Consider the following 14,188-nt stretch of genomic DNA (forward strand, 5'->3'; position numbering starts at 1 on the left):
AATAATAAAGCTAATGATGCTACTTTTGTTTTCATACGATATGATTTTTAGTTCGACATTTCCAAGACAACCGACAGAGCTTTCCTGTTTCCGATACAAAAGTACAGGTATTATTCCACAGTAGCTTTGCTGTAAGGCTCAAATATGCGAAACAGATAAAATATTTTTGTACTCTTGACCTTGCATGGCAGCAGTCGCCTTACTGTTATTATAGAAATAATATGCTCTTTTTCTTTATCTGTCATATACAGACAGATAAAGAGTTATTTGAAAGCATGAGGAATATGGTGGTTCTAAACAGTTTGCCTTTTTCTTATCCGTTGCCCGTTCTCATGTGAGTTTCATATAGGTTACTGATAGTCATATAAAATACTTCAGACGCAGACGCGGCAGACGCAGGTCCTTTTTTCTCACACACGTGCGTGTACCTATTATAGAGAAGAAAAATAAACGAGGCAGAGTGAGGAGAAGAGAAGCGCCGGAAAGAGAAAAGACGAAGGAAAAAAGATAAAAAGACCGGCGGCAAAACCGGAAGGGGATGATAAGACTTGGAAAAAAGGAAATTAAAAAAGTTTCTGAATAACATGGCTTGCATAAGTCTTGAAATTCGCATTAAATGGTAGTATGGCATACATCGTTTCAGGGGGAGGAGCCTTTGATGAGAGATGCCGGATTTAATCGCATTATAATGTACACGCACGTGTGTGAGAAAAAAGGACCTGCGTCTGCCGCGTCTGCGTCTGCGTTGGAAGTAGCTTCCGTCTTCTTGGGCATCTGCCGTTTTGTGTCTGTATTGTTCATGTTATGGGAACAGACGGGAGAGCTGAAAGATTTAAATCTTGCGGCGGTAAGATTATAGATCTTATACCTGAAAGATTATAAATCTTTCCCGGTAGCAACAGGTATGCCGTAAGTTCTTTTTTTAATAAATTATGGGAAACAAAAGATAAAAGCTGCGTTCTTTCAACCATTATGCCGATAAAATTGTTTAAATTTGCAGGAATACTTGTACAGACACTCAATGAAGAAAAAACAGCTTCGTTGGACATTGTGGACGATAGCATCTCCGTTCATTCTGTTCATCATTTTATGTATATTGATTTATTTGCCACCCATTCAGAACTTTCTGGTGGACAAAGCTGCTGTATATGCCTCGGAAGCTACCGGTATGAATATCTCCGTGGGACGTATCTCTTTGTCTTTTCCGTTGAATCTGGTGGTGACCGATGTAGATGCCGCTTCCCCGCATAAGGATACGTTGCTCAGTGTGCGCCGCCTGCAAGTGAATGTGCAGTTGCTGCCACTGCTGAAAAAGCAGGTGGAAGTGGATGGCATATCCCTGCAAGGAGCCACAGTGAATTCTAATGACTTGATACATGGCATGAGGTTGAACGGTACTTTGGGGGAATTGTTCATCTCCAGTCATGGAGTGGCGCTGGACCCCGAAACTGCCATCGTTAACAAAGTCTTGTTGAAAGATACGGATTTATCTCTCTGCCTGAATGACACCGCTGCGGCCGATACGGCTGCAAGTGACACCACCTATTGGAAAATAATATTACAGGATATTGATTTGCAGAATGTATCCTTTGCACTGGATATGCCTTTGGACAGTTTGTCATTGGCGGCTTCGCTGGATAATGCCACACTGCGCGACGGGCTGATAGACTTGCATAAATCGGCCTATTCGCTGCAAACTTTCCGGATAAAGAACGGGCGCGTGCGCTATGACAGCGGGAGGCCGAGTGCCACCGCATCTGCCGACAGCTTGTCCGCCGGACTGGATCCGTCCCATATTGCCTTGACGGATATCGGTGTGAAGCTGGACTCCCTGTACTACGAAGGCAGGAATATGAAAGCCGTCATCAGTCAGTTTGTGCTGAAAGAGCGTTCGGGGGTGGAGATCGTTTCTACCGAAGGGCGGCTGGTATCCAATGACAAGGTGCTGCGTGTGCCTTCATTGAAACTGGAAACCCGGGATTCTTATCTGGAACTGAATGCTGCGATGGATTGGGATGCCTTGGATTTCAAGAAGGAAGGCTTGGTGTCCGCACGCCTGATGGCTGATATCGGAAAACCGGATGTGGTGAGATTCATGGGAAGTATGGATGAAAAGTTTATCCGGAAATATCCTTCCGAACCCCTGCGCATCCGTACAGGGATTGACGGGGATTTGAACAAACTGAAACTGACCACTCTTACCGCAGAACTTCCCGGTGCATTGGAACTGTTCGCCAAAGGTGAGCTGACTAGCCTGACGGACAGCTTGCTGCGTGGAGGAGATATCACGCTGCAAGCTGAAACCAAAGATTTGAAGTTTATCTCCACGTTGGCCGAAGGAATAGAAATTCCATACGGAACGCGCTTGGAGGGTAAATTTACGATGGCGGGCCCTAAAATGGGCACGGACCTGTTGCTGATGCAGCCTGAAGCGCACGCGGTGGCTGCGGCCGATACCATTCCTATAACAGTTTATAATGACAGCATCTCCGTGGCGGATGATTTCAAGATGGAACGGGCGGCCCGTCTGTTTGCCAAATACGACTTGTCGCGTGACAGGTATGAGGCAGACTTGGCTGTCAATCATTTTGACTTGCACCAGTTTATGCCAGCCGATTCTTTGTACACCCTGTCCACCCGTCTGAAAGTGGAGGGGGAAGGTTTTGACTTTTTCTCCCCCCGTACTTATTTCAATGCAAAGGGCGGTATAGACCGTTTCCATTATGGCAGTTATCATTTGACAGGAATCTCACTGGCTGCCGGACTGGAGAAATCGAAGGTACATGCTTCACTGGCAGTGAAAAACTGGACCATGGATATCAAGGCGCATCTGGATGGTATCTTAAAACCTCATGATGTTTCGGGCAACTTGAAAATGGATGTGGCTCATTTGGATTGGCAGGCGCTTCATCTGATGGATACCCGTTTTCAGACCTCCCAGCACTTGGGTGTCCGCTTCAGCAGTGATCTCAGAAAAAGGTATGCCGTAGAGGCCGAGATGACAAATGCCACGATTGTCACTGCCAAACGTACTTCCCATTCCAAGGACCTGTTTGTCGGATTCAGCACTTCCAGAGATTCTACTTCTGCTTATTTACGTGCAGGTGACCTTGATCTGAGCCTGGAAGGAGCAGGGCACATTGAATCTATTTCCGGCAGGGCGGAGATGCTGATGAAGAAACTGACGGAACAATGGAATAGTAAACATATTGAGCAGGAAGAACTTCGGGAATTCCTTCCGGGGCTTTGCCTGAGGATATCTTCAGGTCCCGATAATCCGATAGCCAATTACCTTTCTATGATGGGGTTGTCATACGGCCGTTTGTTTATGGATATGGATTCATCTCCGACAGAGGGATTGAACGGAGAGGCTTATTTATATGGATTGCGTACGGACAGTCTGGTGTTGGATACGATCTATCTGGACGTGCAACAAGACATGAATGGAATAAACCTGCTGAGTGGAGTGGTAAATGGGCCTAAACCGGGGCAGGAAGCGTTTGACGTGACTTTGGAAGGAAATATAGGAAATAATAATGCCCAGCTGTTGGTGCAGTATCTTAATGCCCGTAAGGAACAGGGGGTATATATGGGCGTGACGGCCGACTTGCGCCGTCACGGCATACGCATGAAGGTCTTTCCGGAACACCCCACGCTGGTATACCGTCCTTTTACCGTAAACAGGGATAATTATATTTATCTGGCGAATAACGGGCGGATTCATGCTAATCTGAATTTGCATGACGACCAAGGCTCCGGACTCAGTTTTTATACGAATCGTGAGGATACTATTGCTAAACAGGATATGACTTTTGAACTTTCACGCATTAATTTGAAAGAATTCCGGCGTATTCTCCCTTACATGCCTGATATAGAAGGGTGGATAGGGGCGGAAGCACACTATATAGACTCTGGTCCGTATATGATGGTGAGCAGTGATTTGCGCGTGGACGAATTCAAGTACGAAGGTAGTGCGCTGGGAAATTGGGAATTCAGCGGGGTGTATCTGCCGGGTGAGGAGAAAGATCATCATCTGGACGCTTACATACGCCGTGATGGCAAGGAAATAGCTCATTTGGGAGGTATCTATCTACCTGCTGCGGAAGGGACAGGAAGTCTGAGTGCGGATATGGCTTTTGAGCATTTCCCGCTGAATGTTGTCAATCCGTTTGTTCCCGACCGTATGGTGGAACTGAACGGGGATATTGACGGAACTTTATCCATGAAAGGGGATCCTGCCAAGCCCTTGCTGAATGGGGAACTGGCATTGGACTCTGTGACATTCTTCATGCCGGAAATGTCTGCCATGTTCCGTTTTGATAATGAACCGGTGCAGGTGGTGAACAGTAAGATGATGTTCAAGGATTTTGATATATTCACCAAAGGGAAGACCCCTTTTACGATTAATGGAGAGGTGGACTTCTCGGATTTGGAACGGATGGCGGTGAACCTTAAAATGCATGCCGAGAATTATGAGTTGCTGAATGCTCCCCGTACCAAGCGGGCTATGGTTTACGGCAAGATGTATGTGGACTTTAACGCAACGCTGCGCGGTCCTGTGGAGGAACTGGTGATGCGGGGGAACATGAACATATTGGGGAAGACCAATGTGACCTATGTCCTGAAAGACTCTCCCTTGACGGTGAACGACCGTTTGGGGGATATGGTGACTTTTGTCAATTTTAACGACACAACCTCGGTGGAAGAGTCCTCTGTCCAGCAAATCTCTTTGGGAGGGATGGATGTGGCCATGACCATGCATATAGACCAGGCGGTGCAGGCACGTGTGGATCTGGTGCCGGACGGCTCCAACTATATGTTGCTGGAAGGGGGCGGAGACTTGTCATTCCAGTACACTCCTCAGGGGGATATGTTGCTGACCGGGCGTTATTCTTTGATGAGCGGGGAGATGAAATATCAGATTCCGATTATTCCACTGAAGACTTTTAATATTCAAAATGGCAGTTATGTGGAGTGGACGGGAAATATCATGAATCCGCAACTGAACATTACCGCGACCGAAAGGGTCCGTGCTTCGGTGGGCGAGGATGGAAAGACTTCGCGTATCGTCGGGTTTGATGTAGGGATCGCTTTGAGCCAGAGTCTGGAGAATCTGGGGCTGGCGTTTACCCTTTCGGCTCCCGAGGATGCGTCTGTGCAAGACCAGCTGAATGCCATGTCGGTGGAGGAACGGGGAAAACTGGCTGTCACCATGCTGGTGACCGGAATGTATATGGCTGAAGGAAACTCTACGGGAGGATTTAATGTGAATAATGCCTTGAACTCATTCTTGCAGAGCGAAATCTCGAATATTGCCGGAAAAGCACTTGATATCAATGTGGGCATGGAAACGGTGGATGATGCCGATAGCGGCGGGAAACGCACGGATTATAACTTCCAGTTCGCCAAACGTTTCTGGAATAACCGCTTCCGTATAGTGGTAGGCGGTAAAGTGTCTACCGGAAGTACGGTACAGCAGGATGAAACCTTTATTGATAATGTATCCATAGAATACCGCCTGGACAACAGCGGTACCCGGTATGTCAAGCTCTTCCACGACAAGAATTATGAGAGTGTGCTGGAAGGTGAGATCATAGAGACCGGTGTGGGTATTGTGCTTCGCAAGAAGATGAGCCACCTGGGCGAACTGTTTATTTTCAAGTCTAAGAAGAAAAAATGATCGTTGGAGATATGGAGAGAAAACATAACATAAACCTGCTTCTATTATCGGTATTGTTGCTGGTGACAGCTGCCTGCTCTACTACTAGGAACTTGCCGGAAGACGAAACGCTATATGTCGGTGTGAAAAATATGGAGATTCTGAATGAGGACAAGACCCCTGCCGGTGTCCAGACTTTGGAAGAGGTGGAGGCTGCTTTGTCTTATCCTCCCAATAATGCCATTCTGGGAAGCAACTCCTTGCGTTTTCCCATTCCTTTCGGTTTGTGGATATACAATGATTTTGTGAAATACCAGGATAAAAAGGGGGTGGGGCATTGGATCTTCAACAAGCTGGGGGCTGCTCCGGTGTATTTGTCTACAGTGAACCCGGAAACCCGTGTGAAGGTGGCGACCAATCTGTTGCACGATTATGGCTTTTTCAATGGTGCTGTGACTTATTCTGTAGACTCGTTGAAGAATCCTCGGAAAGCCAAGTTAAGTTATAAGATTGATATGGCGAACCCTTATTATCTGGACTCTGTCATGTATCTGAAATATCCTCCTCGCGCCGATAGTCTGATCAGGGCTGCTTATGACCAGAGGGTATTGCATAAAGGAGATAATTTCAGTGTATTGAAACTGGAGGAGGAACGCCAGCGGCTGAGTACCCTTTTCCGTAACAATGGTTATTATTATTTCCGTCCCGAATTCATTACTTTCCGTGCGGATACCTTGCGCAAACCGGGAATGGTCAGTTTGCAGGTTGTCCCGAAAGCCGGAGTGCCTGCCGATGCGAAAAAACCTTATTATATAGGGAATACCTCTGTTTATCTCACCGGATATAAAGGGGAGGAACCCACTGATTCCATCGTCTTTCCGGGAATGACTTTACACTATAGCGGTAAGAAACCCGGTATCCGCCCCGGAGTATTGGCTAAGCGCTTCTTTTACCAGAAAGGGCAGCTTTATTCTCAGGCCCGCCAGAATTTTACGCAGGAAGCCTTGGCGCGTCTGGGCATTTTCAAATTTGCCGAGTTCCGCTATGCCCCGCAAGATACATTGCCGGGGTGTGATACGCTGAATGTGCGGATGAATGCTACATTCGATTTGCCGTATGACGGAGAACTGGAATTCAATGTGACTACCAAAAGTACGGATCAGACTGGTCCCGGAGCGATTTTCAGCCTCTCGCGGAAGAATTTCATGCGTACAGCCGCCACGCTTTCTTTCCAGTTGAAAGGGTCATACGAATGGCAGACCAATTCTACGGCGGATGGGAACAGTTCTAAATTGAATTCATACGAGCTGGGAACTTCTTTCTCATTGGAGTATCCTCGCCTGGTGTTGCCGTGGATGAGTAAAAAAATGATGCGCTCACGATTTCCGCAGCATACCTCGTTTAAGTTGTATGCCAGTCAGTTGAACCGTGCCCGTTTCTTTAAAATGCTTTCTTTCGGTGGAACGGTGTCATACGATTTCCAGCCTTCGCGGGTATGGAAACATACGGTGACTCCTTTCAGACTGGCATTTAATACGTTGCAGCATACTACTACACGTTTTGATACGATAGTGGACAAGAACCGGAGTTTGAAGATCAGTTTGGGAAATCAGTTTATTCCGGCTATGAGTTATACGTTTACGTATGATAACGCCCCGTTGAAGAAACGCAATAATTTATGGTGGGAGACGTCCTTTACTTCGGCTGGTAATCTGACTTCGTTGGTGTATGCTGCTTTTGGGAAAGGATTCAAGGAAACAGATAAGAAGTTATTGAACAGTCCTTATGCGCAATTCCTGAAAATGACATCCGAAGTGCGTTGTTTGTTTAAAGTCGGAGAGAAACAGCATATAGCCACTCGTTTGATGGGGGGGATTTTGTATGCATACGGGAACCAGACTGTAGCGCCCTACAGCGAGCAGTTCTATATTGGGGGAGCCAACAGTATCCGTGCGTTTACAGTGCGCTCTATCGGCCCCGGTTCTTATCGTCCTGAAGATAAACAGTATGGTTATCTGGATGAGACCGGAGATGTGAAGCTGGAAGCGAATGTGGAATACCGTTTCCCTATCCTGGGTGATTTGTATGGGGCAGCTTTTCTGGACGCGGGAAATGTGTGGCTGCTGCGTGAGCAAAAGAATGAGGAAGGTGAGAATATACGCCCCGGCGGTTTGCTTACTCTTCGTAATTTTGCTAAAAGTGTAGCTTTGGGTACTGGGGTGGGGTTGCGTTATGACCTTACTTTCCTGGTGATCCGCCTGGATCTGGGTATTGCTCTTCATGATCCGTATGACACCGGCAAGAAAGGATATTATAATATTCCTAAGTTTAAGGATGGACTGGGATTGCACTTTGCTATCGGCTATCCTTTCTAGAAATAGGGCTTGATTTGCGTCAAAAGGAGGGAAATGATTGATTTATGCTCGAATTTGAATGGAATGTAGCTTTTTTCCTCCGTATTATTTTGTAGCTTTGTACCATCAAATATTCAATTTTAAATAAATAAACTATGAAACCAACTTTATTTTTATTGGCGGCTGGTATGGGCAGCCGTTACGGAGGATTGAAGCAATTGGATGGTCTGGGTCCTAACGGCGAAACTATTATGGATTATTCTATTTATGACGCTATCAACGCCGGTTTTGGAAAACTGGTCTTTGTTATCCGTAAAGATTTTGAACAAGATTTTCGTGAAAAGATTATTTCTAAATATGAAGGTCATATTCCTTGCGAACTGGTATTCCAGGCTTTAGACAATCTGCCGGAGGGTTTTACTTGTCCTGCGGAGCGTACAAAACCTTGGGGAACTAACCATGCTGTCATGATGGGAGCTGATGTGATACAGGAACCGTTTGCAGTGATCAATTGCGATGACTTCTATGGCCGTGACTCATTCCAGGTAATGGGCAAGTTCCTTTCTGTATTGCCCGAAGGTGCTAAAAACACTTACGCTATGGTGGGCTTCCGCGTAGGAAATACATTGAGCGAGAGTGGAACGGTATCCCGCGGCATCTGCGGAACCAATGCGGATCATTTGTTGACTTCCGTGGTAGAACGTACCAAGATTCAGCGCATAGACGGAGAAGTGAAGTATATTGACGACAATGGCGAATGGACAGCTACCCCTGACACAACTCCGGTGAGCATGAACTTCTGGGGCTTTACTCCTGATTACTTTGCTTACAGCAAGGAATTCTTTAAAGCATTCTTGAGTGATCCTAAAAATATGGAAAACTTGAAGAGTGAATTCTTTATTCCGCTGATGGTGGACAAGCTGATTAATGACGGTACTGCTACCGTTGAGGTATTGGATACTACCAGCAAATGGTTTGGAGTAACTTATCCTGAAGACCGTCAGAGTGTGGTTGATAAGATCCAGGCATTGGTGGATGCCGGTGAATATCCTGCGAAATTATTTTAAGATGAGAGGTAGTGTGGTCACACTTATATAATTTACTTTCGGGGGCTGTCCGTTTTTTTTCGGACAGCCCCCGTTGGATTACTATTTCTTATCTTCTGTTTTTATTATTGCATCTTGTATTCGCTGGGAGATAACCCGGTATGGTGCTTAAAGTATTTGCCAAAAAAGGAAGGGTTCGGGAAATTCATAAAATAGGCTACTTCCTGAATAGACATGACGGAATATTTCAATAGAGCTTTAGCTTCCAGTATTACATATTCGTCAATCCATTCTCCGGCGGTTTTTCCGCTTACTTTCTTTACTACGGTGGAGAAATGTTTGGGACTCAGGAATAATTGCTCCGCGTAAAAGTCTACGCGTCTTTCTTTGCGGTGATGTTCAGTCAGCAGATTAATGAATTGATTAAATAATACTTCTTCTCTTTTCAGTGATTTCGGATTTTCAGAAAGGAATTCCGGCTGTCTTCTATGAAGAATAGAACCTATCTTGTATAAATAGGCTCCCATCAGCCTACGTACGATTTCTGTTTTGAAGTTATCGTTCCGGCTTACTGTTTCTTCTATGAGTTGATAGAAGGATTTCAGTTCCTGCACTTCTTTTTCTGTCAAATGGAATTTGGGATTCTCTTTCAATGAGATGAAAAATGGCATGAAACTGTTCAGGTTGATATACATCTCTTTTAAGAAATCAGATGATATTAAAAACATTTGTGACAAATGAATGCCCGGTGATAACATGGACTGTAGAATATCGCCGGGAGCGCAAATAATCAGATCGTTTTTCTCAATGTCGTATTCCCGTAAATTGATATTGACTTTGGCAGAGCCTTTTTCACGGATAGAGATAATGATTCCATCCAGCCGTAATGGGTATTTAAAGATGGGGTTCATATTCTCGGGGATGTAATGTTCGCTTCTATCCATTACAAAATCATTGTTAATCCCTTTTAAACAGGGATTCATCTGTCGGATACGGGCTATGGATATATTTCCTATTTCATGTTCCATATTTCTTAATTTTGCCCCAAATGTATAAATCAAAAGTCAATAATCCATTCTTTTTTTCTCATAATATTATTTTTTAAATGAAATTGACGGATGTGAATACAGAAGAGCTTGATGGCAGAAAATCTTAATTCTATTTAAAAGGGTGAGGTTGGCAAACTGTTTGTACATAATAACATGTATATTTAACAACAAAATTATAAAGAACAAAACTATGTCAATGTATTGGATCTTATTTATTGGAATCGCGGTAATCAGCTATATTGTACAGAATAGTCTGCAAAGCAAGTTTAAGAAATACTCGAAGATGCCTTTGGCTAGTGGTATGACAGGAAAGGATGTGGCTGAAAAAATGTTACATGATAATGGTATTTATGATGTGCGTGTAACCAGTACTCCGGGTATGCTGACCGATCATTATAATCCGGCAAACAAAACGGTGAACCTTAGTGAAGGGGTATATGGAAGTAACAGTGTAGCTGCTGCGGCAGTTGCCGCCCATGAATGCGGACACGCCGTGCAACATGCGCGTGCATACGCTCCGCTAAAGATGCGCTCGGCTTTGGTACCTGTGGTGCAGTTCTCATCTTCTATTATGACTTGGGTGTTACTGGCAGGTATTTTGATGGTGAATACTTTCCCGCAGTTATTATTGGCAGGAATTTGTCTTTTTGCCATGACTACTCTTTTCAGCTTTATTACGTTGCCTGTTGAGATCAATGCCAGCCAGCGTGCGTTGGTATGGTTGAGCAAGGCCGGAATTACCAATTCGTATAACCATCATGCGGCAGAGGATGCGTTGCGTTCGGCTGCTTATACCTATGTGGTTGCGGCACTTAGTTCGTTGGCTACACTGATTTACTATATAATGATTTATATGGGACGTCGCGACTAAGACCTTATAAGGGAAATATATTTTTATTATAGAGGGCTGCCTGTGGGTAGCCCTTTCTGGTTATATTTTGATTTGTTTCGAAATAATTTTTGTTTTAATCTCTTTTTCTTTTCGTTTTAATTTGTATTTTTGTCCCGTCAGCAAAATGAGATAATACCTATGAAAAAACAATTACTGATCTTTTTAACAATTTGTTGTTTCCCGTTTATGCTAAATGCACAAATGCCGGAACGTACTCCCGGGAATATTGCAAAATACAAAGAATTGTGCCGTGCTCATATTTATAAAGATATGAAAGGCATGTATCGTGAAGCCGGAGGAGCTTTAGTCTTTCCGTTCCTTGCTCCGGGAAGTAATCAATACTTGGATATGCTATGGGATTGGGATTCTTGGTTGAGCAACATCGCTCTGCGTCAAATCTTATTAGAGAACGGCACGGAAAAGGATAAGCAGGAGGCCCTGAAGTATGAACAGGGATGCATCCTCAATTCCTTGCACTATGGAGGTATGGACGGTTGGATTCCTATCTGGATAGAACGGAATGCCCCTAGCCGCGAAGAGATGTTGAAAACACGGAACCCTTGGAAAAGCAATATGCACAAACCTACATTGGCACAACATGCCGCCTTTATTGTCCGCAATATGAACGGGGATGCGGAGTGGTTGCGCGATGATTTTTATACGTTGCAGGCATTTGTCTGTAAATATTTGAATTTTCATCGTCACAAGGCGACCGGGTTATTCTATTGGGAAACTGATGAGGCTATCGGAGTTGATAATGATCCCAGTACTTTTTATCGTCCTCAAGGCAGTTCGGGATCCATCTTCTTGAACGCGTTGATGTATCGCGAATTACAGGCTATGGCATACTTGGCCGGCTGTCTGAATTTGGATGATATAGCAGTTTCCTTTGAGAAAGAAGCGGCGGTATTGAAAGGAAAGGTACAAGAACATTGTTGGGACCCGCGTGACCGTTTTTATTATAGTGTGGATTTGAATCTGCTTCCGGTGGAGAAACCGGATATAAAGGGGCTGTACCCGGGACAATTGTTTCTGCACGTAGGGCAGCCGCGTGATTATGATTGTTTGATTCAGCGTCTTAGTGTGTGGAGCGGATTTATGGCGATGTGGGCTGAAATAGCCACTCCGGAGCAAGCAAAGGAAATAGTGCGGATTCATTTTCATGATACTTGCTCCTTTAACGCTCCGGCGGGAATCCGTACTTTGTCTCCTTTGGAAAAAATGTATAATGTACGTGCCAGTGGGAATCCGTCTTCCTGGCAAGGTCCGGTTTGGATTAATGTGAATTATCTGGTCTTTCGTGGATTGGTGAAATATGGATTTACGGAAGAGGCCCGGGAATTGGCGGAAAAGACCATTTTGCTTTTGGGACGTGACTATGAACGTTTCGGGGCATTACATGAATATTATCTGCCTGATAATGGTGAGCCGGTATTGAATAAAGGTTTTCAGAACTGGAATTTACTGGTGTTGAATATGGCTGCATGGTTGGATGGGAAACCGTTCGTTACTGAATTCTAGGTATGAAGCTGCCTCTTGACATAGAGCGGGAATTAATTCGGAAACTTATAAATGGAGACAAGATTGCTTTCAGCCATCTTTTCTCTTTTTATAAGTCCCAGGTCCTTTATTATTGTGTCCATTTTGTCAAGGATAAAGAGATAGCTGAGGATATAACACAAGATATTTTTTTGACCGTTTGGGAAAAGAAGGAAGATATTCGGATTGAGCAGTCTTTTTCCGCTTTTCTTTATACTATAGCAAGAAATCGTATTTACGATATATTTCGTTCTCTGTCTGCCCGATCTGTGCTATACGAAAAACTGATGGAACAGGCCATTGATTATGTAGATGATGTAGAGAAGAGTCTGGAAGAAAAGAATATTCAGGAATTGATTGCACAGGCTTTGGAGCAGTTGAGTCCGCGCCAACGGGAGATTTTCGAATTGAGCCGGAATAGAGGACTGTCTCATAAAGAAATAGCTGAACAACTTGGTTTGTCTGTTTATACCGTGCAAGATCATATAAAAAATGCATTAGAGAAAATTCGTGCTTATCTGATCCCTTTCATAAGTGCCTGTCCAATACTTGTAAGCCTAATCATATTAAAATACGTTAAACCATAAGATTCCTATCCCCACCTTTTGCTTTTGATTCGTATCCTTTATAGAGAAACGAAAGAAATGCATAATGAAAGAAAAACAAAAGATACATTATTCGGTTTGGAAAAGATTTGTTGACGGTATTTATACCTGTAAGGATATTGAGGAGCTGTTGGCAGACAAAAAGACAGACCGGTCAAAAGACTTTGATGAAGCTTCTGCTTGTTTATGGAAAACTGGTGAGGAAGAGTCTTCATCCTCATGGGAGGAATGGATTTCCAATGAGCGTCAGGCACTTCAAATTATCAGCAATTACGAGGACAGGCGTCGGAGTCACTCTATCTATTTAGTAAAAAAATGGGGGAGCATTGCTGCGGCTGTATTGCTTTGCATCGTTTTGAGCGTAGTTTATTTTGCTAATCCGGCAGACATGAAGGTTGCTCAATATGAAATACACGTACCTTATGGTAAAAGACAAAAAGTGGTGCTCCCTGACGGGACAAAAGTGATCTTGAATGCAGGCTCTTATATGAAATATCCGAGGCAGTTTGGAAAAGAAGACCGTTACGTTCATTTCAAGGGAGAGGCTTATTTTGATGTAGCTAAAAATAAAGACTGTCCTTTCATTATTCAAAGTCAGGATTATAAAATACGTGTTTTGGGTACTACTTTTAATCTGAATAATTATGAAGATAGTGAGGAACTGCAACTGACTCTATGCACAGGAAAGGTGCTGATGAATTTCGGCGAAGAACAATTGAAACTGACTCCCGGAGAGCAATTGGTATTGGATAAAACCAATATGCATCTGGAACGTGAGCATGTGAATACTCAAAATTATATGTTGTGGATGCAGAACAAGTTATACTTTAACCGTACTCCGATACAAGAAGTGACGAGGAGGTTGGAACGGGTGTATAACTACACTATACAATTGGACTCAAGTTTTGTCTTTAATAATTTTCTTTCAGGTACGCATGATAATAGGAGTTTGGAGGCGGTTTTGGAGTCCATTCGCTTGGCTACGGGAATTAAATACAGGAAAGAAAACAATTCGTATATTCTATATAAATAATACCTTAATAA

The 14,188-nt window shown here is 44.0% G+C and carries 9 protein-coding genes; 8 read left to right on the forward strand and 1 reads right to left on the reverse strand.

Annotated features, from left to right (window positions below; genetic code table 11):
• The first annotated feature begins 616 nt into the window (after positions 1-616).
• The 4 genes from AB5935_RS11970 to AB5935_RS11985 all read left to right on the forward strand — a co-directional run bounded on the left by AB5935_RS11970 (position 617) and on the right by AB5935_RS11985 (position 9,080).
• Positions 617-859, forward strand: coding sequence for a hypothetical protein (locus tag AB5935_RS11970; RefSeq protein ID WP_244057957.1), 243 nt, complete (start codon positions 617-619; stop codon positions 857-859).
• Positions 860-1,021: 162 nt separating this feature from the next.
• Positions 1,022-5,680 (forward strand): translocation/assembly module TamB domain-containing protein, encoded by a 4,659-nt coding sequence (locus AB5935_RS11975; RefSeq protein WP_368327435.1) that lies wholly within the window; start codon positions 1,022-1,024, stop codon positions 5,678-5,680.
• A complete protein-coding gene (locus tag AB5935_RS11980) occupies positions 5,677-8,034 on the forward strand; it encodes a BamA/TamA family outer membrane protein (protein ID WP_007830938.1) in 2,358 nt (785 codons plus the stop codon). Before AB5935_RS11975 ends, AB5935_RS11980 begins: the two co-directional genes overlap by 4 nt.
• Positions 8,035-8,168: 134 nt before the next feature.
• Positions 8,169-9,080 carry a hypothetical protein gene (locus AB5935_RS11985; protein ID WP_007843588.1) on the forward strand — a complete coding sequence of 304 codons (912 nt, stop codon included), beginning with the start codon at positions 8,169-8,171 and terminating at the stop codon, positions 9,078-9,080.
• Between the two features lie 104 nt (positions 9,081-9,184).
• Here AB5935_RS11985 and AB5935_RS11990 read toward each other — a convergent pair whose 3' ends face one another.
• Positions 9,185-10,087 carry a helix-turn-helix domain-containing protein gene (locus AB5935_RS11990; protein ID WP_007843585.1) on the reverse strand — a complete coding sequence of 301 codons (903 nt, stop codon included), beginning with the start codon at positions 10,085-10,087 and terminating at the stop codon, positions 9,185-9,187.
• A 211-nt stretch (positions 10,088-10,298) separates the two neighbouring features.
• Here AB5935_RS11990 and AB5935_RS11995 point away from each other — a divergent pair, with 211 nt between their 5' ends.
• From AB5935_RS11995 to AB5935_RS12010, 4 genes are all read left to right on the forward strand, one after another.
• Positions 10,299-10,979, forward strand: a complete 681-nt coding sequence (locus AB5935_RS11995) for a zinc metallopeptidase (RefSeq protein ID WP_005842367.1) — start codon at positions 10,299-10,301, stop codon at positions 10,977-10,979.
• Between the two features lie 159 nt (positions 10,980-11,138).
• Entirely contained in the window at positions 11,139-12,521 is a 1,383-nt protein-coding gene (locus AB5935_RS12000) for an MGH1-like glycoside hydrolase domain-containing protein (protein ID WP_022185923.1), read from the forward strand.
• 2 nt (positions 12,522-12,523) lie between these two features.
• Complete coding sequence (locus tag AB5935_RS12005; RefSeq protein WP_007843579.1) at positions 12,524-13,126, forward strand: RNA polymerase sigma factor; 603 nt, start codon at positions 12,524-12,526, stop codon at positions 13,124-13,126.
• A gap of 64 nt (positions 13,127-13,190) precedes the next feature.
• Complete coding sequence (locus AB5935_RS12010; protein WP_007846881.1) at positions 13,191-14,177, forward strand: FecR family protein; 987 nt, start codon at positions 13,191-13,193, stop codon at positions 14,175-14,177.
• Positions 14,178-14,188 lie beyond the last annotated feature (11 nt).

Origin of the sequence: Phocaeicola sp. RTP21198st1_B8_RTP21198_201120 (genome assembly GCF_040929485.1) — a bacterium.
Lineage (GTDB): Bacteria > Bacteroidota > Bacteroidia > Bacteroidales > Bacteroidaceae > Phocaeicola > Phocaeicola dorei.

Excerpts from the sequence above, each read along its gene's own strand:
- AB5935_RS11970 (WP_244057957.1), top strand. The coding sequence starts at position 617 with ATGGTAGTATGGCATACATCGTTTCAGGGGGAGGAGCCTTTGATGAGA.
- AB5935_RS11975 (WP_368327435.1), top strand. The coding sequence starts at position 1,022 with ATGAAGAAAAAACAGCTTCGTTGGACATTGTGGACGATAGCATCTCCG.
- AB5935_RS11980 (WP_007830938.1), top strand. The coding sequence starts at position 5,677 with ATGATCGTTGGAGATATGGAGAGAAAACATAACATAAACCTGCTTCTA.
- AB5935_RS11985 (WP_007843588.1), top strand. The coding sequence starts at position 8,169 with ATGAAACCAACTTTATTTTTATTGGCGGCTGGTATGGGCAGCCGTTAC.
- AB5935_RS11990 (WP_007843585.1), bottom strand. The coding sequence starts at position 10,087 with ATGGAACATGAAATAGGAAATATATCCATAGCCCGTATCCGACAGATG.
- AB5935_RS11995 (WP_005842367.1), top strand. The coding sequence starts at position 10,299 with ATGTCAATGTATTGGATCTTATTTATTGGAATCGCGGTAATCAGCTAT.
- AB5935_RS12000 (WP_022185923.1), top strand. The coding sequence starts at position 11,139 with ATGAAAAAACAATTACTGATCTTTTTAACAATTTGTTGTTTCCCGTTT.
- AB5935_RS12005 (WP_007843579.1), top strand. The coding sequence starts at position 12,524 with ATGAAGCTGCCTCTTGACATAGAGCGGGAATTAATTCGGAAACTTATA.
- AB5935_RS12010 (WP_007846881.1), top strand. The coding sequence starts at position 13,191 with ATGAAAGAAAAACAAAAGATACATTATTCGGTTTGGAAAAGATTTGTT.